The organism is Collinsella aerofaciens, from assembly GCF_039836695.1.
Lineage (GTDB): Bacteria > Actinomycetota > Coriobacteriia > Coriobacteriales > Coriobacteriaceae > Collinsella > Collinsella aerofaciens_BD.
Window position 1 is genome coordinate 182,797 of record NZ_JBDPAC010000003.1, and the last position, 24,936, is coordinate 207,732.

General features: G+C 60.7%; 19 protein-coding genes and 3 tRNA genes. 11 read left to right on the forward strand and 11 right to left on the reverse strand.

Features of this window, described 5'->3' with window-relative positions; translation table 11 throughout:
- Positions 1-9 precede the first annotated feature (9 nt).
- Complete coding sequence (locus tag ABG996_RS03000; protein ID WP_347479415.1) at positions 10-1,029, forward strand: glycosyltransferase; 1,020 nt, start codon at positions 10-12, stop codon at positions 1,027-1,029.
- Between the two features lie 24 nt (positions 1,030-1,053).
- On the opposite strand, the gene ABG996_RS03005 is transcribed toward ABG996_RS03000, so the two are convergent.
- The 3 genes from ABG996_RS03005 to ABG996_RS03015 all read right to left on the reverse strand — a co-directional run bounded on the left by ABG996_RS03005 (position 1,054) and on the right by ABG996_RS03015 (position 5,411).
- Positions 1,054-2,850, reverse strand: a complete 1,797-nt coding sequence (locus ABG996_RS03005) for an AAA family ATPase (protein WP_347479416.1) — start codon at positions 2,848-2,850, stop codon at positions 1,054-1,056.
- Between the two features lie 202 nt (positions 2,851-3,052).
- Positions 3,053-4,840 carry a VgrG-related protein gene (locus ABG996_RS03010; RefSeq protein ID WP_347479417.1) on the reverse strand — a complete coding sequence of 596 codons (1,788 nt, stop codon included), beginning with the start codon at positions 4,838-4,840 and terminating at the stop codon, positions 3,053-3,055.
- A 139-nt stretch (positions 4,841-4,979) separates the two neighbouring features.
- The gene (locus tag ABG996_RS03015) at positions 4,980-5,411 is read right to left on the reverse strand and encodes an RrF2 family transcriptional regulator (protein ID WP_022094822.1); all 432 of its coding nucleotides are present in this window, start codon (positions 5,409-5,411) and stop codon (positions 4,980-4,982) included.
- Between the two features lie 222 nt (positions 5,412-5,633).
- Here ABG996_RS03015 and sufC point away from each other — a divergent pair, with 222 nt between their 5' ends.
- From sufC to sufU, 5 genes are read left to right on the forward strand one after another with little or no spacing between them, the layout of a single operon-like run.
- A complete protein-coding gene (gene sufC, locus ABG996_RS03020; RefSeq protein WP_347479419.1) occupies positions 5,634-6,434 on the forward strand; it encodes a Fe-S cluster assembly ATPase SufC in 801 nt (266 codons plus the stop codon).
- A 12-nt stretch (positions 6,435-6,446) separates the two neighbouring features.
- Positions 6,447-7,859 (forward strand): Fe-S cluster assembly protein SufB, encoded by a 1,413-nt coding sequence (gene sufB / locus ABG996_RS03025; RefSeq protein ID WP_022094821.1) that lies wholly within the window; start codon positions 6,447-6,449, stop codon positions 7,857-7,859.
- A complete protein-coding gene (locus ABG996_RS03030; protein ID WP_347479421.1) occupies positions 7,859-9,130 on the forward strand; it encodes a SufB/SufD family protein in 1,272 nt (423 codons plus the stop codon). The genes sufB and ABG996_RS03030 overlap by 1 nt, the downstream gene beginning before the upstream one ends.
- Entirely contained in the window at positions 9,127-10,452 is a 1,326-nt protein-coding gene (locus ABG996_RS03035) for an aminotransferase class V-fold PLP-dependent enzyme (RefSeq protein WP_347479422.1), read from the forward strand. Before ABG996_RS03030 ends, ABG996_RS03035 begins: the two co-directional genes overlap by 4 nt.
- A complete protein-coding gene (gene sufU / locus ABG996_RS03040) occupies positions 10,445-10,879 on the forward strand; it encodes a Fe-S cluster assembly sulfur transfer protein SufU (RefSeq protein ID WP_347479424.1) in 435 nt (144 codons plus the stop codon). Before ABG996_RS03035 ends, sufU begins: the two co-directional genes overlap by 8 nt.
- Before the next feature lie 660 nt (positions 10,880-11,539).
- Here sufU and ABG996_RS03045 read toward each other — a convergent pair.
- Positions 11,540-12,352: a transposase gene (locus tag ABG996_RS03045; protein WP_347479426.1), complete on the reverse strand. Its 813-nt coding sequence runs from the start codon at positions 12,350-12,352 to the stop codon at positions 11,540-11,542.
- A 404-nt stretch (positions 12,353-12,756) separates the two neighbouring features.
- On the opposite strand from ABG996_RS03045, the gene ABG996_RS03050 reads away from it, so the two are divergent.
- The 3 genes from ABG996_RS03050 (at position 12,757) to ABG996_RS03060 (ending at position 16,297) form a co-directional block, all read left to right on the forward strand.
- Positions 12,757-13,491 carry an iron-sulfur cluster assembly scaffold protein gene (locus ABG996_RS03050; RefSeq protein WP_006235554.1) on the forward strand — a complete coding sequence of 245 codons (735 nt, stop codon included), beginning with the start codon at positions 12,757-12,759 and terminating at the stop codon, positions 13,489-13,491.
- A gap of 18 nt (positions 13,492-13,509) precedes the next feature.
- Positions 13,510-14,514 carry a GGGtGRT protein gene (locus ABG996_RS03055; protein WP_006235553.1) on the forward strand — a complete coding sequence of 335 codons (1,005 nt, stop codon included), beginning with the start codon at positions 13,510-13,512 and terminating at the stop codon, positions 14,512-14,514.
- A gap of 256 nt (positions 14,515-14,770) precedes the next feature.
- The gene (locus tag ABG996_RS03060; protein WP_347479429.1) at positions 14,771-16,297 is read left to right on the forward strand and encodes an FAD-dependent oxidoreductase; all 1,527 of its coding nucleotides are present in this window, start codon (positions 14,771-14,773) and stop codon (positions 16,295-16,297) included.
- Positions 16,298-16,688: 391 nt separating this feature from the next.
- Here ABG996_RS03060 and ABG996_RS03065 read toward each other — a convergent pair.
- The 3 genes from ABG996_RS03065 to ABG996_RS03075 all read right to left on the reverse strand — a co-directional run bounded on the left by ABG996_RS03065 (position 16,689) and on the right by ABG996_RS03075 (position 16,982).
- Positions 16,689-16,764 (reverse strand) — tRNA-Lys (locus ABG996_RS03065).
- A 43-nt stretch (positions 16,765-16,807) separates the two neighbouring features.
- Positions 16,808-16,883: transfer RNA gene (locus ABG996_RS03070), tRNA-Lys, on the reverse strand.
- Positions 16,884-16,905: 22 nt separating this feature from the next.
- Positions 16,906-16,982, reverse strand: a tRNA-His gene (locus ABG996_RS03075).
- Between the two features lie 165 nt (positions 16,983-17,147).
- Here ABG996_RS03075 and ABG996_RS03080 point away from each other — a divergent pair.
- Together ABG996_RS03080 and ABG996_RS03085 are read left to right on the forward strand one after the other, a co-directional pair.
- A complete protein-coding gene (locus ABG996_RS03080; RefSeq protein ID WP_347479431.1) occupies positions 17,148-18,329 on the forward strand; it encodes a pyridoxal phosphate-dependent aminotransferase in 1,182 nt (393 codons plus the stop codon).
- 141 nt (positions 18,330-18,470) lie between these two features.
- Positions 18,471-19,361, forward strand: coding sequence for an ROK family protein (locus ABG996_RS03085; protein WP_117746673.1), 891 nt, complete (start codon positions 18,471-18,473; stop codon positions 19,359-19,361).
- Between the two features lie 114 nt (positions 19,362-19,475).
- Here ABG996_RS03085 and ABG996_RS03090 read toward each other — a convergent pair whose 3' ends face one another.
- From ABG996_RS03090 to ABG996_RS03105, 4 genes are all read right to left on the reverse strand, one after another.
- Positions 19,476-19,925 (reverse strand): VanZ family protein, encoded by a 450-nt coding sequence (locus ABG996_RS03090; RefSeq protein WP_347479435.1) that lies wholly within the window; start codon positions 19,923-19,925, stop codon positions 19,476-19,478.
- Between the two features lie 7 nt (positions 19,926-19,932).
- The gene (locus ABG996_RS03095) at positions 19,933-21,333 is read right to left on the reverse strand and encodes a hypothetical protein (RefSeq protein ID WP_347479437.1); all 1,401 of its coding nucleotides are present in this window, start codon (positions 21,331-21,333) and stop codon (positions 19,933-19,935) included.
- 313 nt (positions 21,334-21,646) lie between these two features.
- Positions 21,647-24,202 (reverse strand): transcription termination factor Rho, encoded by a 2,556-nt coding sequence (gene rho, locus ABG996_RS03100; RefSeq protein ID WP_347479439.1) that lies wholly within the window; start codon positions 24,200-24,202, stop codon positions 21,647-21,649.
- 507 nt (positions 24,203-24,709) lie between these two features.
- On the reverse strand, positions 24,710-24,936 hold a 227-nt coding region (locus tag ABG996_RS03105; RefSeq protein ID WP_347500966.1), incomplete at its 5' end, for an IS3 family transposase.

Sequence of the window (24,936 nt, forward strand, 5' to 3'; positions counted from 1 at the left end):
TATTGCCCCATGTCTTCCACCCTTCCCGCCCCCATCGATAAGCTCGCCATCGTCGTCGTTACGTACAAGCGTCAGGAACTCCTGGCCAACTTGTTCGACTCTATGACCGAGCTCACGGCAACGCCCTGGCGCATCGTGATTGTCGATAACGAGAATTCGCGCGAGACCGAGGCCATGTGCACCGCATTCAACGAGCGCTTGGCCAACCTGTGGGGCACCGACACCGAGCAGCCCGACGCAAAGGGCGGCACCGACCGTGTGATCTACGCCCCGCAGCTCGAAAACGGCGGTGGTGCGGGCGGCTTCTCCGCCGGCACCAAGTGCGCCTACGACCTAGGCGCCCAGTGGTTCTGGGTAATGGACGATGACGTGTTCGTCATCCCCGAAGGCATCGAGCGTCTTGCCAAGTGGACCGACCGCTACGATGTCATCCAGGGTTCGCGCCTGGACTTTGACGGCGGCGCCTTCTTTTGGCAGTACCAGCTCATCCTTTCACTCGGCATTCCCAACCCCATCGCCAAGTGGGATCTGGGTCCCGAGGGCTACCGCACTATGAACCAGCTGTGCTTTGAGGGCGGAATGTTCTCGCGCCGCGTGGTCGACAAGATTGGCCTGCCCGACGCGCGCTTCTTTATCTACGGCGACGATGCCTGCTATGGCTACGTGGCCAGCCAGCACTTCCCCGCCGCCGTTGTTGCCGACGTGGTGCTTAAGCGCGCCCGCGCCGTCTCTAACTGGGATATTGCCGGCAAGCGCCAGCTCAACTCCACGAGCGACACCAACCGCTACTACATCATGCGCAACCGCGGTTATCTGGCCCGCTACATGCAAATCTACGGCGACTATCACCCCGTGCTGTTCCGTCTGGGCAATGCCGCGACCTTCTGCAAGGAATTCATTCGCCTGGCTGCGGTCGATAAGTGCTTTAAGACCGGCATTCCGGCGCTGCGGCGCGGCATGAAGGACGCCCGCAAGATCATCAAGGATCCCAACTGGAAGCCCATGCCGCCCATGAAGGACACCGAGTAACGGAAGCCGGAAACACCTCGGCGCTTAAAGCCGCTGGCACACCGTAGCCACATGCTGCCCATCAAACCCAAACCCCCAGCGCATGCGGCCAACGCCGGGTCGCGGCACACGGATTTCGTCGATACCGTCGCGCTCTATGTCGAGCAGCGCCTGCACGGCCAGCAATTCCAGGCCCAACGCATCCACTCCGGGGTCATACATCAAGTTAATCGTTATCAGCGGGCGCTCGTCCAGCATGCCAATCGTATCTGCTACGTCGAACACAGCACCCGTAGGGAAAACCTGGATGTCCCAGCGACCTGCGCCACACTTTCGCCTCGAGGCAGGATTGGCATAGCCCGGTAAGCCAAAGCAGAGCCCCTGCAAGAGCAGATGATATGGCAGCGGCTTATCTGGGTCGGTCTCACCGATTCCCGCATCCCCCAGGATGCGGCTTAGCGCCCGCCTCACGGTATCCTCGTTCCCACGGCACAGCCCGTCGCGAAACGCATCGACGTCTCGAATGTCTTCGGCAGCGCACTCAAACCACTCAACAATCACTAGACGCAAGGCCTGTCGAAGCTCGTTATTGGGCAATCGCAAAGCACGGAGGCGATTGCCATGCTCTGGCTCCTCAGTCATATCCGTCGTGAGAAAACCGGACAGATACAGCGCTGTCCACATGCCATCGTCAGGCGAGACATCTGGCTCTGCAGTGCCCAAACAAAGCGAGACCTCAGCGCACCCATGGGCCTCGAGCAAATCAAACAAGACCGAAAGGCGGTCGAGATTCCACCCGGCAACTACCCTACTCAGGCAATCGGCATATCCATACAGATCGGCACGCACAGGCGCCGTGCAGCCTCGGCCAAGAAAACCGATCACACGCTCTGGACTCGAGCAATAGGCCCTGCCAAACCGATACCCCTCGAGCCATTCACGCGCATCATCCAGGTATTCCTCGCGCCCAGCATGATTCAAAAGAGCCTCGACCTCGGCATCCGAAAAACCGAAACATCGGTCACACCACGCCGACAGCGGCGTCGTCAGACAATACGAGCAGCCGCGCGAAGAAAGCGCCGCTTCGGCAGGACCGGGACACTCCCCCATCAGACACGTCAGCCGCAACGAATCGCGCGCAGTGGCAATGGCGTCAAACAGCACACGGTCAAGTAGTTCTGCCGGATCGGCGTCGGAAGCGTCCCTCGCGCTCGCACGGCGAGACCACGCCGCATCGTACCCATCAACGAGCAATACAACCTGCTCATCGCTGGCCATCTCCAGCAGCTCAATGAGCACACCGAGCACCGAGTCAACCTCGTCCGCGCTCGCCACGCCACGCGCAACACGTTCGATGTGACGCACCTTATCTCGAGCTAAATCAGGAGCCTCCAAGAGCGCCAACAAGCGAGCGCACTCGCCCGAAAGGGCATCGCGCACGACGTCGGCAATAGCGGCACCACGCCTCGCAGCGCCAGAAAAGTCCAGCGATATCACCGGATAGCAAGCATATTCATCCCGATAGCGCCCACCGTCCGCATCCCAAATCTGAGCATTGGCAAACAAACGCTGATCAGCGCGACCAACCGCTGGACGCTCCAGAAAAGCCCTGAGCGTCGACAAGTTCATGCTTTTGCCAAAACCCTCGGGTCGACAGCACACCACAACGGACGCGTCGCAGTCCAACACATCGGCAATAAACATGGTCTTGTCGACCAGCGTGCAGCAACCAAGAGCCTCCGCATAGTCGTGCATGCCAATGGGCAAAGCCGCATCGTCGGCACAGCCGATCAAACGCACGCCAAAGCCAGCAGCACAATCAACATTTGCCTGTTCAGACACCAAAACGTTCCCCCTAAATCGCAGCACGATGCCAATTGTAATGACCGCATCGCATGTACCGACGACGCCGCGCGAACATATCGGGCAACGGTAGCAACAAGAGGTATGAGGGGGCATAACTAATCGTTGCACAACAAAACGGGGCCCAATGTATTCGCACCGGACCCCGTCCCAACTCTTTAGTTATCTAGCAACCAAGAGGCTACTCCTCCGAGCCGTCCTCCCCAGAAGCTTTCTTCTGCTGATCGAGCTTATGCTTACCACTTACGATAGACGTAGCGCCCAGTGTGGCCAAGCTTGCACTGGCAAGGCTCGCCATAACGATAAGGTCGCCCGTCTTGGGCATGTTACCGCCAGATGACTTGGTCGTTGTAGTCGTCGTGGTTGTAGTGGTCACCGTCTTGGAGTCATTTTGCTCTTGGGCCTGGTTGTCAGCACCGCTCTTGTCGTCGTCTTCGGGCTGTTTCTTTTCGCCCTCGGTCTTGCTCTCGTCCTTCTTCTGAGCAGATTTGTCGTCCTTCTCCTCAGAGCTAGAACCCTTATCAGATTCGGTCTTCTCGGAAGCCTTGTCCTTGGAGTCGCCCTTTGCGGCCTCGGTCTTTTCCGTGGAAACCTGATCAGAGTTGTCCTTGTTCTGGGCCGAGCCGTTATTGACGCCAGCCATCAGCGAAGAACCCAGCGTAGAACCAAGCTGCTCGGAGAAAGAAGGCTTCTTGTCCGGCGAAGCAACGGGAGCGTCCGGCGCCTTATTCGAGTCGTCCTTGGAAGCATCGGAATCAGGGGTCGTGTCAGAGCCGGAGCCGTTGTTAGAGCCGGTGTCAACGGACGAATCGCTCGAGCCGGTAGATGAGTTAGAGGTGTCAGCGCCGGTCGAACCAGAAGCGTCGCTGTCCGTATTGCCGGCAGAGCTTGAAGGCAAATCGCCCGCAGCAGAGCCGTTCGAATCGGAGCCGTTCGAGGTAGAGCCGTCGTTGGTAGTGCCACCAGCAGAGCCATTACCGTCAGCATCGGTCGAGGGCGCATCCATCCTGTCATCGTTGGCATCGTCACTCGAGTCGTCATTCGAATCAGGTGTCGGCGAGGGCGCCGGCGTAGGCTCGGGCTGCTCGGGCTTGTTGTCCTTCGCAGCGGCAGCCTCGTCCTCGGCGATATAGACCAGGCAGTCCTTTAGCTCGTTGCGGTAGCGGTTCTTCCAGCCCTCGTGGTACTGGGGCTGGCTTGCATACTTGGTCGCCACGTTATTGACCAAGCTGTTGGAAAGCGCCGTCACAAACTCGCGGTCGGACATATCGTTAGAAAGATTCGCCCAGCGGAAAAAGTCCCTGCAGCCACCAGTGCCGCACATGTTGGTAATGCTCCACACCATGCCCTTGACGCAATCGGCGCGGCCCGAAATATCAATACCCAGGCCGCTCTTGAGCCACGCCTCGGTCACCGCATAGTACGAGTTGTACGCATACGCATCCTGCAGAGCCGAAAACTCAGCAGGGTCGATGTTGTGAGCGCCCTGGAAGGCCTCCTGCGCAATACGGCCCAACTCGGTGAGCTGACCGTTCTCGTACATGGCATTGCTCGTGTTGGAAATCTCGCTGCCGCGATCAATCGCATCCTTGAGCATGCAGTATTTTTCGGGGTTGTAGTTGTAGGCCTGCTTCATAAACGGGATGAGCGACCAACGACGGTCGAACTGGTAATAGCCCAGCGCGTTATAACCGTCGCCATACGAAAAGCCCTGGTTGTAATTACCATGGCTCTCGTACTTGGTAAAGTACTTCATCTCGGGAGTCACGTTGACAAACGAAACGCCCTGGACCGACCTCAGCACGCCCGAGAAAGACTGCTGGGTGTAGAGACCTTTGTCGATATCGGTGGCATCCGAGGCAACGCCCGGCGTGGGCTCCTCGGCAGCGGCGGGTGCCGGCGCGGAAACGGCGCCAAACGAAAGCGCCAGCGTCAGGCCCGCGACAATCGCGGAATGCTTGGGCTGCATAAGATCCTCCCTGCATTGGTGTAGTTAAAGTGCAGTTTGCAAAGATAAAAATAAGTATTGCAGCTCGCCCGTTGTTACACAACAACCCCTCGGTAAACGGCAACAACCCTCCGCGAATTCTTAAGGAATTGCGGTCAACCTACAGCTTAATGTCGAAGTTGATCTCGGGGACGGCGGCCAGGTCGGCCAACGTCACGCCGTCAACATAGTTCTCGATGACCTCGTCCAGGCCGCGCCAGAACTTGACGGTGGAACACAGGTCGCTGCGGGCGCAGCTGTTGTCGATGCCATCGCACGCCACCGGAGCCGTGCTGCCCTCAACGGCACGCAGGATGTCGCCGGCGCGCACCTCGGCCGGGTCCTTGGCCATCATGTAGCCGCCGCCCTTGCCGCGCACGCTCTTAAGCAGGCCCGCCTTCATAAGCGGACGAACCAGCTGCTCCAGATACTTTTGCGAGATATGCTCGCGGTCGGCAACCTCGCGCAAGGCAATCTTGCCCTCGGCGTCGCCCAGCGCCGCGATATAGATCATTAACCGGAGGGCATAGCGGCCCTTGGAAGAAATGAGCATACCTACCCTCCCGTTGTTCCTGGGACAAAATACCAGGCTTGTTTGTCCCAAATCTTATGCGCGCGGGGCAAACAATCCTGATTATTATGTCACGCATCTAAAAAGTCGAGTGAATTAGTCGGGTTTTCCCTTGACTAACGCCGAACCCATAGTAACTTTATTCCGAGAAGATTCCTAGGGTTTAGTACACCTATGAGTACACCATATACAGAGAGGGACAGCATGAGCGCAAATCCGCTGCTTTCCATCGAGGGTCTGACCGCCTCCGTGGACGAGAAGACCATCCTCCACAATGTCAACCTCAACGTCGCCGCCGGCGAGACCCACGTGCTGATGGGCCCCAACGGCGCCGGCAAGTCCACCCTCGGCCACCTGGTCATGGGCGACCCCGTCTACACGGTCAACGACGGCCGCATCGTCTTTGACGGCCGGGACATCACCGAGCTCACCACCGACAAGCGCTCGCGCGCCGGCCTGTTCCTGAGCTTCCAGGCTCCGGTCGAGATCCCGGGCGTGCCGCTGTCGAGCTTTTTGCGTGCCAGCATCGCCGGCCGTCCCGGCCTGGAGATGAAGGGCAAGGAGTTCCGCCGTCGCGTCAAGGAGCTCGCGGCCGAGCTCAACATGGATACCGCCTACCTCAACCGTGAGCTGGGCGTGGGCTTCTCGGGCGGCGAGAAGAAGAAGGTCGAGATGCTCCAGCTTTTGCTGCTGCAGCCCAAGCTCGCCATCCTGGACGAAACCGACTCAGGCCTGGACGTCGACGCCCTGTCAACCGTCAGCCACGGCATGGACGCCTACCGCAAGAGTTGCGACGGCTCCATGCTCATCATCACGCACAACACGCGCATCCTGGAGCACCTGGATGTCGACCGCGTCCACGTTATGGTCAAGGGCCACATCGTACGCGAGGACGACGCCTCGCTCATTCCCTGGATCGACAAGAACGGTTTTGAGACCTTCGAGCGCGAGGCCGCCGAGCAGCGCGCCCAGGCCGAAGCCGCCGCTTCCGAGCAGCAGGCGTAAAGGGGCGACGCAATGACCAAGAACCGCACCGAGGTCGCGGACATCGACCGCAGCCTCTACGACTTCACCTATGGCGAGGAGGGATTCGAGCGCCTCGACGCCGGCATCACGCCCGACATCGTGCGCGAGATCAGCGCCAAGAAGGACGAGCCACAGTGGATGCTCGACCTGCGCCTCAAGTCCCTCGAGATTTTCAACCGCTTCCCGGATCCGACGTGGGGCCCCTCCATCGAGGGCTTGGACATGGACAACATCGTCACCTACGTCAAGCCCAACACCGACCAAAAACACGACTGGGAGTCGGTGCCCGACGACATCAAGAACACCTTTGAGCGCCTGGGCATCCCCGAGGCCGAGCGCAGCTACCTGGCAGGCGTCGGCGCGCAGTACGACTCCGAGCTGGTCTACCACAACATGCAGGACACCGCGTCCAAGATGGGCATCGTCTACTCCGGCATCGAGGAGGCCCTGCACGACCCGCAGTGGGAACCGCTCATCCACGAGAAGTTTATGACGCTCATCCCGCCCACCGACCACAAGTTTGCGGCCCTGCACGGCGCCGTATGGTCGGGCGGCTCGTTTGTCTACGTGCCCAAGGGCACCAAGCTCGACTTCCCGCTGCAGAGCTACTTCCGTCTTAACGCCAAGGGCGCCGGCCAGTTTGAGCACACGCTCATCATCGTCGAGGACGACGCCGACCTGCACTTTATCGAGGGTTGCTCCGCGCCCAAGTACAACGTAGCCAACCTCCACGCCGGCGCCGTCGAGCTCTTTGTGGGCAAACGCGCACACCTGCGCTACTCGACCATCGAGAACTGGTCCAAGAACATGTACAACCTCAACACCAAGCGTGCGCGCGTGGACGAGGACGGCGACATCGAGTGGATCAGTGGCTCCTTCGGCAGCCACGTGGGCTACCTCTATCCCATGAGCGTGCTCAACGGCCGCCGCGCCCGTTCGAGCTTTACCGGCATCACCTTTGCCGGCGCCGGCCAGAACCTCGATACCGGCTGCAAGGTCGTACTCAACGCGCCCGAGACCTCGGCGACCGTCGAGACCAAGGGCATCTCCAAGAGCGGCGGCATCCAGACCTTCCGCAGCTCTATCGTGGCCACGCCCAAGGCCGAGGGCTCCAAGGCAACCGTGAGCTGCCAGTCGCTGATGCTCGACGACCAGAGCCGCTCCGACACTATTCCGGCCATGGACATCCGCGCCAAGAACGTCGACATCGGCCACGAGGCCACCATCGGTCGTATCGGCGACGACAAGGTGTTCTACCTGATGAGCCGCGGCATCTCGGAGGAAGAGGCCCGCACCATGATCGTCAACGGCTTTGCCAACCCGGTCTCCAAGGAGTTGCCGCTGGAGTACGCCGTCGAGATGAACAACCTGATTAAGCTCGAGATGGAAGGAGCGATCGGATAATGAAACAGGAAACCAACACCGCTGCTACCACGCTCGAGCAGGTCAACGCGATGCCGGCTGCCACTTGGGGCTGGCTGAAGATGAATCAGACCAAGCTCGAGCTCTCTGACGAGCTTGCCGCCGCTCCCACCGAGACCATTGAGGTCGAGGGCTTGGACGAGCAGTTTACCGGCGTGGCAGACGCGTTCGACGCCGCCATGGACGCCATGGCCGAGCGCTTCCCCGGGCGCCGCGCCTCCGCCCCCGGCGACGCCGCCGACCGCGCCCGCATCACGCCCGAGACCGAGCTTGACGTGCCCGCCACCTCCATCTACCAGGCCGGTGCCATCAAGCTCGAGGAGGAGCTCTCCCCTGCTGAAGCCTTCGAGACCGGCATGGGCGAGGCTGCCTACACCTACTTGGCCGACCACGCCACCAAGCGCATCGTCATCGATGTGCCCGCATACAAGCACGCCACGGTTACCGTGCGTGTGAGCGGTGTCGATGCCGCCGCGGCCATCGCCGCCATCGACGTCGTCGTCCGTCCCCAGTCGACGCTCGACCTGCAGATCGCCCTGGACTCCCCCGTTGCCGGCGAGGGCGTCGTGGGCTCTGTGCTACGCGTGTGCGCTTACGAGTACGCCACCGTCAACGTAACCTGCACGCAGACGCTCGATGACAGCTGGATCGCACTCGATGACACAGGTCTATTCCTAGACGAGGGCGCGCGCGTCAACGTGCAGCACACCGTCCTGGGTGCCGGTGCCAGCGCCACCGGCCTCGCCGGCGACCTGCTGGGCGACACCGCCAAGGTGACCATCGATACCGATTACCTGGGCGCCCGCGAACAGGTGCGCGACTTTAACTACGAGCTGCGCCACCGCGGTCGTAAGACCGAGTGCGAGATCGACGCCAACGGCGTGCTGACTGGCACGTCCAAGAAGGTCTACCGCGGCACCATCGACCTCGTGCACGGCTGCAAGGGCGCAACCGGCACCGAACGCGAGACCGTGCTTTTGGCCAACAAGGGGGTCGACAACAAGACCGTCCCCGTCATCCTGTGCGACGAGGACGACGTCGCCGGCAACCACGGCGCCACCATCGGTCACGTCCGCGACGAGCAGCTGTTCTACCTCGCCTGCCGCGGCCTTGACCAAAATGCCGCCGAGGACCTGTTCATCCGCGCCAAGCTGGACGACGCCGCGCTTTCCGCCACCGACGAGCGCACCCGCGCCGCCGTCGTCCGCCTGGGCAACAACCTGATCGACAACTTTGAAGAGGAGCTCGCATGATCGACACCGAGCACGTTAAATGCGATACCTGCACTGCCCCCGAGCCCATGGAGCTCGACGCCAGCGACGAGGCTTCGCGCGGCTGGCCCACCGTAGACATCGAGACCAACCCCTACAAGGCGCAGTTCCCGCTCTTCCAGCAGCACCCCGAGATCGCCTTCCTCGATAGCGCCGCCACCGCGCAGCGCCCTGCCTGTGTGCTCGACGCCGAGCGCGACTTCTATCAGCGCATGAACGCCAACCCCCTGCGTGGCCTGTACTCGCTGTCTGTCGAGGCCACCGACGCCATCGCGAAAGTCCGCCAGCAGATCGCCGACCTCATCGGTGCCTCACAGGCCAACGAGGTCGTCTTCACCCGCAACACGAGCGAGTCGCTCAACCTGGTCGCCAAGAGCTTTGTACCCACGGTGCTCGAGCCCGGTGACGAGGTCGTCATCACCATCATGGAGCACCACTCCAACCTGATTCCGTGGCAGCAGGTCTGCCGCGAGACCGGCGCCAAGCTCGTCTACCTCTATCCCACCAAGACCGGCCAGCTCACCACCGAGGAGGTTCTGGCCAAGGTGGGACCCAAGACCAAGATCCTGGCCGTGGGTCAGGTCTCCAACGTGCTAGGCGTCGAGAACCCGGTCAAGAACCTCGGCAAGCTCGTGCACAAGTACGGCGGCTATCTGGTCGTCGACGGTGCGCAGTCGCTGCCGCACATGCCGGTCGATATGGCCGACCTGGGCGCCGACTTCTTTGCCTTTAGCGCACACAAGGCCATGGGCCCCATGGGCATCGGCGTGCTGTGGGGCAAGATGGACCTGCTGAACGCCATGCCGCCCATGCTCACCGGTGGCGAGATGATCGACTCTGTTACCGAGCAGGACGCCGTCTGGGCGCCCGTTCCCGAGAAATTCGAGGCCGGCACGCAGGACGCCGCCGGCATCTTCGCCACGGGTGCCGCCCTTGATTACCTGGTCAACACGGTGGGCTACGAGAACATCCAGGCCCGCGAGCAGGCACTCGTCCACTATCTGATGGGCGAACTCATGCAGCTCGACTTTGTCCAGATCATCGGCTCCATCTATTGGGATAACCACCACGGCGTCGTGAGCTTTAACGTCAAGGGCATCCACCCGCACGACGTCGCGAGCATCATGGACATGGACGGCGTCTGCATTCGCGCCGGTCACCACTGTGCACAGCCGCTGCTCACCTGGCTGGGCGTCGAGAACCTCGCCTGCTGCCGCGCCAGCGTGGCCTTCTACAACGACAAGGCCGACATCGACAAGTTCATCGCCAGCCTGCATCACGTTTGGAGCACGTTCAATGGGTAATCTGTACACCTCCACCACATTTATGGAGCACAACTCGCACCCCGACTACAAGTACGAGATGGATGCCCCCACGCACGAGCACGACGGCATCAACCCCAGCTGCGGCGATGAGCTCACTCTGCAGCTGCGTGTCGAGAACAACGTGATCGAGGAGGCCTCCTTTACCGGTCACGGCTGCGCTATCAGCCAGGCCAGCGCCGATATCATGGCCGACCTCATCACCGGCGAGACGGTCGAGGAAGCACGTCGTCTGGCAGGGCTTTTCCTCGCCATGATCCGTGGCGAGCAGCTCTCCGAGGAAGACCTGGAAGACCTGGACGAGGCCGCCCAGCTCCAGGACATCTCGCACATGCCCGCCCGCGTCAAATGCGCCGAGCTCGCCTGGCGCACCCTCGACGGCATGCTCGAGGGGCAAACAAACCAGTAGCTTATGCCCCGAATCCAAGGTTTTTGATTGCCGAGCCGCCCGATACGGGCGGCTCTGTTTTTACCTAATGAGCGCGAACGCACAAAGTCCGCGCGTCCGGCGCCCCGTCTGACATTTGCCACACAGCCAGACACGAACACGGGCGTTTTCCACAGCACCAAAGGCCTGCGGCAGGACCCCGGGCCCGCCAAGCAATGCGCCAAGCCCCGTTCTGCGAAGCTCCGACTCGCTTCGCGCCTACCGCAGGCGGGTCCCATAGGGAGCGGCGTGCATTTTTGCGAGTATTCAGCACGCCAAGCTGTGTGTATACGCATCGAAAGCGTTAATCAACGTCTTAAGGCGCATATATATTGTGTTTTAGAACAAGCATCGCGGTCTGACGGGACGCAGGCACGTGCTTCGGGGGCGCAACGGCGGGGATCAATAGCTTCGGAACCCGTATGTTGCAAGATTGCAGCGGTGCCGACAGCACTACGATGCTGAAAACTCCGTTTTTTGCACGGCGCAGACGGGGGTAGGCACGGGCAAACCCGGACTGAGTCGTTAATTTATGCAAGATGGCGATTGTTCTATGCATATTAAGAAGTGCAGTTATCGTACCAAGCTTTTGAACGCTGGTTGCGGCGTATGGACGACCCCAGCTGCGGTGAACAGGCGACCTTACATCACGTTTCCGCCAGCCCGCATCGCCGTTCGCGCGCGGGCGCGCACGATACGAGAGACGGTACTTTTGCCAATCCCGGTATACCGCTCAATCTGGCGCACCGTAAAGCCGGCATTGTTCAATCCAACAATAACGGTATCGCGTTGCGTCGGTGGTGCGGCTTTAACCCCGCGAAGCGGAACCCCGAGTTCCTTCGCCATCTTGTCGGCAAAGGCGTGGCGTTCCCACTTCGTCTCTTTCATATCGCACAGCGCTGACTCACTGCCGACGGGCGTCGAAAGCGAATAGGCAATAAAGCCCTCGGCAGAGCCAAAAAGCTCAAGCACGCAAGAAGGATCGGAAAATCCCCTCGTGGCATCTGCCGCATCACTGTCGTAAGCGCGCAGATGCTCCGCAAAGCTGCTCCAGGGGTAACGCTCGATTAGGCTCATGCCCGCCTCCTGCGGATCGGCGTGAACGGAGCGAATAGCCTCCATCACCTGCCAGTCGGTATCGAGCGAGCGCCGGTCAAAACGGTTCTGGAACAGATGCCCCGTGCGCCCCGTGCGTTTATTGAACCGCCGCGCGTACGTCAAAAGCAACCGGTGCATCGCCGCGCTCATCCTGTCCTCGTAATCTGTAAGCACCAAATGCACGTGATTGTCCATAAGGCACCAGGCGATAACCGTCACACCCTCCTCGCAGCAGCACTCGCGCATCAGCTCCAAAAACTCCCACCGGTCTTCATCGCCCTCAAAGATGAGCTGTTTGCCCACACCGCGAGCACAGACATGGTAAAAGCCGGTAACCGTTCTCCAAACGCGCTGCATGGCGCTCCCTTCGCCGGGATCTGCTTACCATCCAATACAGCACGATTGAAGCGTGCCATCAAAACATTCACGCAAAACAATACACTCGCGCGGCCAAAGGCAGCAAACAGGCGGCGAACGGCACCGTTGCAACAGGTCAACCACTGCAACGCTTGCAAGAGCGGACCAAAAGCTTGCCCAAGACGGACCCCCTCTACGGAAGCTCACGACCACAGAACATAGAGTTAAACCGTTTCAATTAAAAACTTCAGGACTTCTCGCTACGAAAACTGAGCCGTTCGCCGAATATTCCGTGCATTTCGCGGTATTATAGGGGCTGCATGTCATGTCCCTTTCGAAGGGTCGCCCGGCAATCGCCAGCCACGGCCCCCAGACGGGACGCCAACACGATAGAGAGGAGAGGCATGCAGTACTCACAGGAAGTGGAGAACATGTGCCCCGTTGCCAAGGGTGCATACCACGGCCCCGCACCCATCCCCGAGGAGGGCAAGTGGGTCCAGGCTAAGGAGATTTCCGACATCTCCGGTCTTACGCACGGTGTGGGTTGGTGCGCACCTCAGCAGGGCGCCTGCAAGCTCACGCTGAACGTCAAGGACGGCATCATCGAGGAGGCCCTCGTTGAGACCATCGGCTGCTCGGGCATGACCCACTCTGCCGCCATGGCTTCCGAGATCCTTCCCGGTAAGACCATCCTCGAGGCCCTCAACACCGACCTCGTCTGCGACGCCATCAACGTTGCTATGCGCGAGATCTTCCTGCAGATCGTTTACGGCCGCAGCCAGACCGCGTTCTCCGAGGGCGGCCTGCCCGTGGGCGCCTCCCTCGACGACCTCGGCAAGGGCCTTCGCTCTCAGGTCGGCACCATGTTCGGCACCAAGGCCAAGGGCGCTCGTTACCTCGAGCTCGCTCAGGGCTACGTCACCCGCATGGCTCTCAACGACAAGAACGAGATCATCGCATTCGAGTTCCTGAACCTCGGCAAGTTCACCGACGCCGTCAAGGCCGGCAAGACCCCCGAGGAGGCCATCGCTGGCGCTATGGGCCACTATGGTCAGTGGGAGAACGCTGCCAAGTACATCGACCCGCGCACCGACGAGGAGACTCACTCCGTCGCCAGCGTGTTCCCGGTTCACGAGTAGAAAGGGAGGGAAATAACTATGACTGTTACGTTCGAAGGTTACGAGCGCCGCGCTGACAAGATCAACAAGTGCCTCGCCGACAACGGCATCGCCTCCCTCGAGGAAGCTCTGCAGATCTGCACCGACAAGGGCTTCAACCCGCGTGAGATCGTCAACAACACCCAGTCCATCGCCTTCCAGAATGCCGAGTGGGCCTACACCCTCGGTTGCGCTCTCGCTGTCAAGCGTGGCGCCAAGTCCGCTTCTGAGGCTGCCGCCATCATCGGCGAGGGCATCCAGGCCTTCACCGTTCCCGGCTCCGTCGCCGAGGACCGCAAGGTCGGTCTGGGCCACGGCAACCTGGGCGCTATGCTGCTCTCCGACGACACCGAGTGCTTCGCCTTCCTGGCCGGTCACGAGTCCTTCGCTGCCGCTGAGGGTGCTATCGGCCTGGCTCTGAACGCCAACAAGGCTCGCAAGAAGCCGCTGCGCGTCATCCTCAACGGTCTGGGCAAGGACGCTGCTCAGATCATCGCCCGCATCAACGGCTTCACCTACGTGAAGACCCAGTTCGACTACTTCACGGGCGAGCTCAAGGTCGTCGAGACCATCCCCTACTCCGATGGTCCCCGCGCCGCCGTCAACTGCTACGGCGCCGACGACGTCCGCGAGGGCGTTGCCATCATGTGGCACGAGAACGTCGACATCTCGATCACCGGTAACTCCACCAACCCCACGCGCTTCCAGCACCCCGTCGCTGGCACCTACAAGAAGGAGCGCCTCGAGGCTGGCAAGAAGTACTTCTCCGTCGCTTCTGGTGGCGGCACTGGTCGTACCCTGCACCCGGACAACATGGGCGCCGGCCCTGCCTCTTACGGCATGACCGACACCATGGGCCGTATGCACTCCGACGCCCAGTTCGCCGGTTCTTCCTCCGTGCCTGCGCACGTTGACATGATGGGTCTCATCGGCATGGGCAACAACCCCATGGTCGGTGCCACCGTCGCCTGCGCTGTCGCCGTCGAGGAGGCTCTCAAGGCCTAATCGCGCCCGCGCGATGCTCATATAGTTGAGCTTTGGAGCCGCTACCCACCCGGGTAGCGGCTCTTTTTGTTTGCGCTGTCACAGGGTAGCTAATGCCGATATATCAGTTGGGGCGAAATACGAGATGTGATGAGATGGAGCGTCAGAGCGTCCATGACACCCACCTGCCATATTTGCCCTTTACCGATTTGCCGGGTCTTTGCGGCCCCATTGCCGATCACCCGTGCGACAATGCGCCGGACGAGAAAGGAATCCGATGGAATCGACTGATGTACTGGTAATTGGAGCTGGCATTGCGGGCCTTTGCGCCGCCATCGAAGCGGCACGCACGGGTGCAACCGTCACTGTGGCAAGCGCCGGCAAGACCATGAGTGGATCGAGCTTCTTCCCGGGTACCTGGGGCCTCGGCCTCATCGGTCCCGTCGACGAAGACGACGAGCAGGACCTCATCGACACCATCCAGACCGTCGGCGGCGGCGTTGCCGACCCCGAACTCGTCCAAACGTTCGTCCACGGCATTCCCCAAGCGATTGACTGGCTCGAGCAAGACCTGGGCGTTGAGCTCCAGCGTCCGCAAAGCGCCGAGAGTGCTCAGCAAAAGCAATTTATCCCCTGCTTTGACCACAAGACGCGCATGTGGCGCGGCCTCACCCGCAAGCCCCTTGAGGACGCGTGTACGGCCCAGATCGAGTCGCTCGGCATTCGCCTGCTCCCCCGCCATGAGCTTATCGACCTTGTTGAGGACACGAACGGCAGAATAACCGGAACCGTACTCTACGACCTTACCGAAAATCGAATCGTGCCCTTTGCTGCCAAGGCCACGGTCATCGCAGCCGGTGGCACAGGCGGCCTGTTCGAGCGCAGCCTTACGTCGGCTGATGTGCTCAGTTCCTCGCAGGCCATCGCACTGGCGCACGGCGCAACACTTACTAATATAGAGTTCATGCAGATGATGCCCGGCTTCATCGAGCCCAGGCGTAACTTGGTCTTCAATGAGAAAACCTGGCGCTACGTGCACGTAGACCAGCCGGTAGATATTGACGACGACAAGCTGGACGACCTGCTCGAGCAGCGCTCTGGATATGGTCCCTTCACGTCACGCTTGGCCTCCCGCTCTATCGATCTCGTCATCGATCAGGCAGGTGTCGAAGGCCTGGCACTCCACTACGACTTCCCCCGCGAGGATGTCCCAGAGTTTGTGCAGAACTTTGCCACCTGGCTGCAAGACGAGCACGGCATCGCGCCGACCGACGAGATGCGCGTTGCGATGTATGCCCACGCCGCTAACGGCGGCATCAAGATCGATAAGACCGCGCACACGGGCGTTGAGGGCCTCTACGCTTGCGGCGAGGCGACAGGCGGCATGCACGGCGCCGACCGCATTGGTGGCTTGTCAAGCGCCAACGGCATCGTGTTCGGACGCATCGCGGGCGCATCGGCAGCCCTTGCAGCGCAGAAAGAGCCTGAGACAGCCCTGAAGGCGGATATCGCCCTCCCCCACTACGGCATTGCCACAACAGATGCCGAACACCTGACACACAGCCTTAAGCACACGATGAGCACCTATTGCATGATCAACCGCACCGAGACGGGCCTATCCGAGGCACTACACGAGCTTGAGGGCTTGAAGACAGAGGCAACGACCTTGAGCACACAGAAAGCCCAGGACAGCGAAGTCGCAGCCCTCGCCCGCCTGCAATCGCAGATTCAACTAGCACAGGAAATGGTCAAAGCCATGCGTAAGCGGACTGCAAGCTTAGGTTCGCACTATCGAGCAGACTAAATCGATTCTCACTTTGAGTTTGATCACAACTTCTCAACATGCATCGAGCCCCGTGAGCATAATTCTCATAAGGAGAGCACGTTTATGGGGCTTTAGCCGTGTTTCCCTAAGGGAATCACGGTGCAGTTTCCTCAGCTCCGCGCCCTTTCGGGTTCGGCCCCATGCAAGGTCAACAAAAAAGCGGCCAGCCTGAGCCAGTCGCTTTAACATGCTTTGGGTGGGCCGTCAGGGGGTCAGCCTGCTTTGCAGGCGGCCGCTACGGCGCTTTGCGCCTTGCGCGCTGCGCTGGCAAACGCTTACGCGTTTCCTCAGCTCCGCGCCCTTTCGGGTTCGACCCCATGCGAGGTCAACAAAAAAGCGACCAGCCTGAGCCAGTCGCTTTAACATGCTTTGGTGGGCCGTCAGGGGGTCGAACCCTGGACCTTGGGATTAAGAGTCCCCTGCTCTACCAACTGAGCTAACGACCCAAAGCTAAAGTCCGTTATGGCGGACTTTAGAGGAGATATCGTGTGGTGGGCCGTCAGGGGGTCGAACCCTGGACCTTGGGATTAAGAGTCCCCTGCTCTACCAACTGAGCTAACGACCCGATATCAACACGAAGCAAGAACTGGGGTGGGTAAAGGGACTCGAACCCTCGACCTACGGGACCACAACCCGTCGCTCTAGCCAACTGAGCTACACCCACCGTGTCCTGTGCGCTTCGCGCTCGACTATTATTGCAAGGAACGCCATGCGATGCAAGCCCCAATTTTCAAGAATTTTGAAAAGAGTTTTTCGGATCCATTTCGAGCAAATCCCACCGGTTTCATAGGAGTAAACTTGCCCCACCCCGATGTTCGAAAGGACAAGCATGAAAGAACTCTCCAATCGCACGGCAACGTTTACCGATTCCGTCATCCGCCGCATGACACGCATCTCCAATAAGTACGGCGCTGTCAATCTCTCGCAGGGCTTCCCCGACTTCGATCCCCCGGCGCAGCTGCTCGATAGCCTCAGCACCATCGCCACCGACCCCAAGCCGCTTTACCACCAGTACTCCATCACCTGGGGCTCCCAGGCCATGCGCGAGGCGCTCGCCGCCAAACAGGAGCACTTTATGGGCATGCCGGTGAACCCCAACGAGAATATCGTAGTCACCTGCGGCTCCACCGAGGCCATGATGGCCGCCATGATGACGGTCACCAACCCCGGCGACAAGGTCGTCATCTTCTCGCCGTTCTACGAGAACTACGGCGCCGACACGATCCTTTCGGGTGCCGAGCCCATCTACGTGCCGCTCAACCCGCCCACATTCGACTTTGACCGCGAGACACTCGAGGCGGCCTTCCGCGACAACGACCCCAAGGCCATCGTCCTGTGCAACCCTTCCAACCCCTGCGGCAAGGTCTTTACACGCGATGAGCTCACCTTTATCGCCGATCTCTGCAAAAAGTACGACACCTACTGCATCACCGACGAGGTCTACGAGCACATCGTCTACGCGCCCCACGAGCACGTCTATATGGCCACGCTGCCCGGCATGTTTGAGCGCACCATCAGCTGCAGCTCGCTGTCCAAGACCTACTCCATCACCGGCTGGCGTCTGGGCTACACTATCGCCCCTGCCGAAATCACCGAGCGCATCAAAAAGGTCCACGACTTTCTCACCGTGGGCGCCGCCGCCCCCCTGCAGGAAGCCGTCGTCACCGCCCTCAATTTCGACGACAGCTATTACGATGAGGTCCTCGACCTCTATACCGCCAAACGCGACCTGTTCTGCCAGGGACTCGACAGCATCGGTCTTGAGCACAACGTGCCGCAGGGCGCCTACTACGTCATGATGGACATCTCAGAGTTTGGCTATGACAGCGACCTCGAGTTCTGTGAAGACCTCGCGTCTAAAGTGGGTGTGGGCGCCGTGCCCGGCTCGAGCTTCTTCCGCGAGCCCGTCAACCATCTGATTCGTTTCCACTTTGCCAAGCGAGACGAGACGCTTAACGCGGCGCTGGAGAACCTCAAGTCGCTACGTGATAAAATCAAGCCGCGCGGGTAAGGACGGCCCGGCAACTAAAGCAACCAAAGAAGCCTCGCACCGCCCGCCGCGTTGCGAGGCTTCTTTCTATAGCGCTTTCTTAAATGGTTTAGAGCTCTATACTTTAGTCACGGAGCAACTCGTCCCAGAGAGAGGAATACTATGGCAGAGCAGCAGCTTATCGGAGCGCTCGAGGCCGGTGGCACCAAGATGGTCTGCGCCACGGGCTATGCGGACGGTACGGTCCTAGAGCGCGAGCAGATCGCGACCACGACCCCGCAGGAGACCGTTGAGGCCGTCAACGCATGGTTTGCCGACAAGGGCATCGCCGCGCTGGGCATCGGCGCATTTGGCCCCACCGCAGTCAACCCCGCTTCGCCCCAATACGGCAAGATCCTGGAGACGCCCAAAACGGCATGGCGCTACTTTGACCTGCTGGGCACTATCCAAAACGAGCTCAATATCCCCTGCGGCTACGATACCGACGTCAACGTCGCCTGCCTGGGCGAGGTCACGTTTGGTTGCGCCAAGGGCCTCACCGACGTGGTCTACCTGACCATCGGTACCGGCGTGGGCGCCGGCGTGCTCTCGGGCGGTAAGCTCGTGCACGGCATGATGCATCCCGAGGCTGGCCATATCCTGGTCACGCGCGACCCGCGCGACACCATTGGCGAGCACAGCGCCTGCCCCTTCCACGACAACTGTCTCGAGGGCCTCATCGCCGGCCCCGGCGTTAAAAAGCGCTGGGATGGCAAGAGCGCCGGAGACATGGCCGATGACCCGGAGGCCATGGACCTGCTCGCCGGCTATCTGGCACAGGCACTCATGACCTACACGCTGTGCTACGCGCCGCAAAAGATCATCATCGGCGGCGGCGTGGCCGACCACACCCCCATCGTCCCGCTCGCACGCAAGAAGTGCGCCGAGATGCTCAACGGCTATATCGTCACGCCCGAGGTCAACGACATCGATAACTACATCGTCAACAACAGCCTCGAGGGCAAGCAGGGCATCATGGGCTGCCTGGCCCTGGGCGCACAGGCGCTTCAGTAGCAGACGCACCCACAGGGCGTGGCGCGCTCGGCAAATCCAACCTACGGAACGACGCCACCACGCCCCATATAAGCCCTCAAATAAAAAAGGCCGCCTAGGACCAAACAATACGTCCTAGGCGGCTTTTTTGGCGTACATCAGCGACCGTAAGAGATATCGGAGCACAACGCCCGTTGCCGCTCCACAGCAGTCGATCATCACATCGGTGATCATGCCGGCGCGTCCCGGCACAAAGAGCTGAATCGTCTCGTCGATCGAGGGAATCAGCAGCAGGAACACCGCCGTGGGCAGCAGCACGTCAAAGGTGCGCCGGCCCTCAAAATCAAAAGCGTGCGTTGCCAGGATGCCGAGCACCATATACTCGGTAAAATGCGCGCACTTGCGAACAACAAAATTGGTCACCCATTCATATGGAAGTCCCACGCCGTGCAAGAAACTGCGGATAGCTTCCATGACCGTTAGGCTCAGCGAGCCCGACCCCGAGCCGGGAACCAGCGAATTGCCCCAGATCAAGAGCGCCATCAGGCAGGTCACGACCGCCCATTTTCGATTGATCTTAACCATGCAGAAGTTATGCCTCCGCGCGGAGCGGCGCAAAGCTGGCGGTACCGCCCTCGATAACGCTCAGATAGGCACGGCCCGTACGCTTGGCGGTAGAGGACTGCAGGCGCTCGATCTCTTCCTCGAGGATCTGATTGACGCGCTCGTGACGACGATTTTCCATAATGCCGGCGGCAATAGCCTCGGCCCGCTCGATGCTCTCGCGCGAGATGCGGGCGGTATCCTCGGGGAACACAGCGCTGTGACGGCCGACATAGGCGGGGGCAGCAGGCTGAGGGGCAGCGACGGGAGCGGGCGCTACAACAGGAGCGGGCTCGTCAATCTCATCCAGAATCGCGGTGGCGGCGGCCCACATGTCCTCGTGGCCCGAATAATCGGCCATGGGGACATCAACCTCGAGCGAGGCGTCCGGAAGGTCGCCGGTGTCGATGCGATCCTGGGCTTCAATAGATGCGGTGATGGCTGCAGGCTCATCGAGGTCATCGAGATCGATGTCCGCGGCACCGGAGATGATAGGCATGCTGGCGAGGTTTGCATTGTACGGCGCAGCCTCAGCCGCCTGCTGCTGGGCAGGAGCGCCCCACAGCGAGCTTTCGGCGGCACGGCGGGCGGCAACGGCCTCCTCGTCCGCAGTAATGGCTTCATCAACGTACGAATTATCGGCAGAAGCGTTCGCGTCCGCCGAGGTAGCGCTGTAGGCGTTATTGGCTGCCGCGTTGGCGACGAGTGCCACGAAAGCCGCCGTGCTGCCCGCAGGGGCGGCCTGGGAGCCAGACACGGCGCGTGCCGCGGCGGCGATGTCGTCGCGATTGAAGGAGCCGGTCTGCCCGCCGTTGGTGAGCTCGTCGATGGCGACTTGATAGACGTCGCGCGAGTGTGCAGGGTCGCAGCTCACCGGCGAATCGTCGTCGAGCATACTGTCGATCATGGACCAAGCCTCGGCCTCGTCCATAGCATCTGCGGCTCGAGCGATGGTAGGGACACCATCATCGGCATGACGGCGCTGGAACGCACCAGTCAGGCCGGAAAGGAATGCCGAGGTAGACTGCTCCGCCTGAGCCTGAGAAGCGGAAGCCACAGCGTAAGGAGTCGCATCCTGCTGCTGAGCTGGAATCGAGGCGGTCTTGAACTCACTTTGATGCTGATTGAGATTGGCGGCACCGCCCATGGCATCGGGCTGGAACAGACGCTCTTCACGCTGCGCACGATACTCGGAGATACCCAGCGAGGCGGCATAGATACCCACGCCCGCCACCGCGCCCACGGCGAAGGGAACCGCACCCGCCACGACCGTCTCGTTCACAGACGAAAACGGCAGCGTCGCGGCATACATAACCACGGGAGCGGCAAGGCCGATCCCGCACGAAAGTCCGGCAAGGACTGCTCGTTGTGTTGCATCAGAAGAAGCCATGAGCTCTCCCCATCTTCCAGCACCCAAATCGCATCATTCAGTTGGCTGCGCGAGAGAAGATGAAGCGGGGCTATGCCCCAAAGCAACGGTATATGGTTCGTTTCATCTGCGTTTTCCGTCGCGAAGCTTAAAAGCTATTATGCGAAACCGCCCCGTCGATTGCAAGCGACGATGTCGGATTGAAACGGGAAACCTGCTGCTCGTCGGTCTTATGGTTAAAAATAAGCGCGGAGCGACGATATGAAAAAGGGCCGAGGCTCAAAGCCCCGACCCTTTATCGAATTGATGACTATCGCTGCGCGTGGATGACAACCTAGAACGTCTGCTCGTAGTCACTGTGCTTTTTGGCCGAACGCACCAGGAACTCTTGGTTGGTGTTGGTGCCCTTAAGACCCTTGATAAACGATGCGGCTGCGCGCTCGGTGTTGTTCATGCCGGCAAGAATGCGACGCAGGCCAAAAACAAACGGACGCATCTGCTCGTCGACCAACAGGTCCTCGTTACGCGTACCGGAGGCAACGGGGTCGATAGCCGGGAAGATGCGACGATCGGCCAGGTCGCGGTCGAGCTTAAGTTCCATGTTGCCGGTGCCCTTGAACTCCTCAAAGATGACCTCGTCCATCTTGGAACCGGTGTCGATGAGGGCAGAGGCCAGGATGGTGAGCGAGCCACCGTTCTCGATATTACGGGCTGCGCCCAGGAAGCGCTTGGGCGGATACAGGGCCGCCGAATCGACGCCGCCCGAAAGGATGCGGCCCGAGGCGGGCGCCGCCAAGTTGTAGGCGCGGGCAAGACGCGTGATGGAGTCGAGCACCACCACGACATCGCCGCCCAGCTCCACGATGCGCTTGGCGCGCTCGATGACGAGCTCTGCCACGCGAGTGTGGTTGTCGGCGGGCATATCGAAGGTCGACGCCACAACCTCGCCCTTGATGGAACGCTGCATATCGGTGACCTCTTCGGGGCGCTCGTCGACGAGCAGGCAGATGAGATGCACCTCGGGGTTGTTAATCGAGATAGACTGGCAGATCTTCTTGAGGATCGTGGTCTTGCCGGCCTTGGGCGGAGACACGATCAGGCCACGCTGACCCTTGCCGATCGGCGACACGATGTCGATGGCGCGACCGGTAATGGAGTCCTTGCCGTGCTCCATGCGCAGCGGCTCGTTGGGATAGACCGGGGTGAGATCGCCGAACTTGGGGCGGTTGCGAATCTGCTCGGGGTCCAGACCGTTGACGGTCGTAATTTTGGCGAGGCCGGCGCGCTTGTCGCCGCCGCGCGAAGGACGCAGCGAGCCCTCGATGACGTCGCCCGTGCGCAGACGCGCGGAGCGGATGAGGTAGGCGGGAACAAAGGCGTCGTCGCTGGACTTCATGTAGCCGTGGGCATGGATGATGCCGGAGCTGTCCGGGCGAATCTGCAGAATGCCCTTGATATCGCGGAAGCCCTCGGCCTTCGCGGCGGTGACGTAGATCTCCTCGACGAGCTCGGCTTTCTTCTTGCCGGTCGTCTCGATCTCGAACTCCTTGGCCTTCTCGCGCAGTTCGGCGACCTTCATGGCAGCGAGCTCCTCACGCGAAAGCGTGGGTTCGGTGGGAGCGGCGTTGCGCTCCTTGTTGCGCTGTTTGCGATCGCGCTGGCGGTTGCGACGGTCGTTGTTGCGCTCGTCCTTGCGCTCATTGCGCACGTCGTTGCGCTTGTGCTGGCGACGGTTGGGACGAGTGCCGTCTTCGCCCTCGGCGGGCGCGGCGCCATCGTTTGCGGCGGCATCGGCGTTAGCCGCAGTATCATCGCTGGCCTCGGCCTTGGAATCGCCCTGCAGCTCGGCATCAGCCTGCTGCTCGGACGCCTTGGCCTTAACGGACTTCTTACGACCGCGCTTGGGCTTCTCGAACGCAGACTGTTCGACGTCTTGGGGCTCGGCGGCATCAGTCGATGCATCGGCGGTCGTCTCGGCGGAATCCTCGGACGCACCCTTCTTGGCAGCCTTGGCCTTGGACGTGCGCTTAGCAGCAGTACGATGGCTGCGACCAGGACGGACGTCGGCGGGCTCGGCATCGGCGGGAGCGGCCTCGGAAGTCGTAGCATCCTGAACGGGTGCATCGGCAGCAGTTGCAGACTCGGCGGTCGCCGCAGCATCCCGAGCAGCTGCGGCTGCGGCTGCGGCCTTCTCTGCCTCGACGAAGGCCTTGGGCTTGCGACCGCGACGGTGCGGGCGCAAAGCCGGATCGACAACGGGAACTTCGCTGGCCTCGACAGACGCAGCGTGCTCAGCAGGCGATGCGCCCTCCCCTGCCGTGGAACGGAACGAAGCCTCAGTGAGCTCGGGGGTTACCTGTTCAGCAACCTGCTCGGCCTTAACAGCCGTGCGACGGCGTGTGCGCGTTGCCGGCTTCTCGGTCGGCAGGTCGGCGGCAGGTGTCTCGGGCACAGACGGAGCTGCAAGCTCGGTCAGAGCCGCGGCCTCGCGCTCGGCAGCACGACGGCGGGCGCGCACCACCTGAGCCTCGCTAATCTGCGCCAACGCACGCGCCTGCGCGACCTCATCGGAAATCGGCTCCGAGGAGTCAGCTGCAACGGTGCGCTTGACGCGCGTCGTGCGCGTGGTACGGCGCTTGGGCTTGGTGACCTCCTCGCCGTCAGCAGCAGACTTGGCCGTGCGGCGCGTACGCTTGGGCTTTGCCGGAGCAGCCTCCTCACCAGTTGCAGGCACGGCCTTCTCAGCCGCTGAAGGCGTAGGCGTCGAAGCAGCCTTAGGCGTCTCAGGAGCCGAGGCTTGCGCGGGCGCCGCGACCTGGTCCAACGCAACCGGTGCAGCGGGAGCGGCTTGCGTCGTCGTTATTTCGTTTTCTTGCTGTTGATCAGACACAGTGTTTGCTCAACTTTCTTTTCAAGCCCTGTGATCACATGCTCCCTGCATAAACCTTCAGGGCGGCTAAACAGTCTAGCTCCGTCAAATACCGACGGACATCATTGATCTGTATCGAGATATTTGCGTCATATACGCAGCGTTAGTGTAACACAACCGCAACCACCTGCAACTTAGTCATTGAGGACGTTCTTAAACGACTAGTCAAAAGGGACAATCTTTGGTTTAACACCCACAAATCTGACTGCCTCCGCCAAAACTGTGGCGGTTTACTACGATGAATCGCTCAACCGCGATCACTCCGAAACTTGTTGAACTAAAACCGCAGGTAGATGCCTTGCACTTTTTTGCGAAAAGCCGGCGTAGTTGGAATTTCTCATTTCATCGTAGTAAACCGGCATAGTTTCGTATTTCCAGCAGTTCCAAATTCGTCAATACGTCGGCGTTTGCAAAAAGCCCGACCTCCGTGTGAACTACGTCCCAAATCTTGGACGCCCTAAATAGCGACTAGGCCGCGAGGGCCTGATTCCGGAACTCCTCCGGGGTCAGGCCCTTCAATCTTACCTGCCTCCGGCTCGTGTTCCAGTGGACTATGTATTCCTCCAGGTCGCGTTTGAAATCCTCGAACGTCTTCCACTCGCGGCCCCTGTAGAACTCGTCCTTGACGTGGCCGAAGAGCTGCTCGGTGGCGGCATTGTCGATGCAGTTCGCCTTCCTGGACATGCTCTGGACGA

Excerpts from the sequence above, each read along its gene's own strand:
- ABG996_RS03000 (WP_347479415.1), top strand. The coding sequence starts at position 10 with ATGTCTTCCACCCTTCCCGCCCCCATCGATAAGCTCGCCATCGTCGTC.
- ABG996_RS03010 (WP_347479417.1), bottom strand. The coding sequence starts at position 4,840 with ATGCAGCCCAAGCATTCCGCGATTGTCGCGGGCCTGACGCTGGCGCTT.
- ABG996_RS03015 (WP_022094822.1), bottom strand. The coding sequence starts at position 5,411 with ATGCTCATTTCTTCCAAGGGCCGCTATGCCCTCCGGTTAATGATCTAT.
- sufC (WP_347479419.1), top strand. The coding sequence starts at position 5,634 with ATGAGCGCAAATCCGCTGCTTTCCATCGAGGGTCTGACCGCCTCCGTG.
- sufB (WP_022094821.1), top strand. The coding sequence starts at position 6,447 with ATGACCAAGAACCGCACCGAGGTCGCGGACATCGACCGCAGCCTCTAC.
- ABG996_RS03030 (WP_347479421.1), top strand. The coding sequence starts at position 7,859 with ATGAAACAGGAAACCAACACCGCTGCTACCACGCTCGAGCAGGTCAAC.
- ABG996_RS03035 (WP_347479422.1), top strand. The coding sequence starts at position 9,127 with ATGATCGACACCGAGCACGTTAAATGCGATACCTGCACTGCCCCCGAG.
- sufU (WP_347479424.1), top strand. The coding sequence starts at position 10,445 with ATGGGTAATCTGTACACCTCCACCACATTTATGGAGCACAACTCGCAC.
- ABG996_RS03045 (WP_347479426.1), bottom strand. The coding sequence starts at position 12,352 with ATGCAGCGCGTTTGGAGAACGGTTACCGGCTTTTACCATGTCTGTGCT.
- ABG996_RS03050 (WP_006235554.1), top strand. The coding sequence starts at position 12,757 with ATGCAGTACTCACAGGAAGTGGAGAACATGTGCCCCGTTGCCAAGGGT.
- ABG996_RS03055 (WP_006235553.1), top strand. The coding sequence starts at position 13,510 with ATGACTGTTACGTTCGAAGGTTACGAGCGCCGCGCTGACAAGATCAAC.
- ABG996_RS03060 (WP_347479429.1), top strand. The coding sequence starts at position 14,771 with ATGGAATCGACTGATGTACTGGTAATTGGAGCTGGCATTGCGGGCCTT.
- ABG996_RS03080 (WP_347479431.1), top strand. The coding sequence starts at position 17,148 with ATGAAAGAACTCTCCAATCGCACGGCAACGTTTACCGATTCCGTCATC.
- ABG996_RS03085 (WP_117746673.1), top strand. The coding sequence starts at position 18,471 with ATGGCAGAGCAGCAGCTTATCGGAGCGCTCGAGGCCGGTGGCACCAAG.
- ABG996_RS03090 (WP_347479435.1), bottom strand. The coding sequence starts at position 19,925 with ATGGTTAAGATCAATCGAAAATGGGCGGTCGTGACCTGCCTGATGGCG.
- ABG996_RS03095 (WP_347479437.1), bottom strand. The coding sequence starts at position 21,333 with ATGGCTTCTTCTGATGCAACACAACGAGCAGTCCTTGCCGGACTTTCG.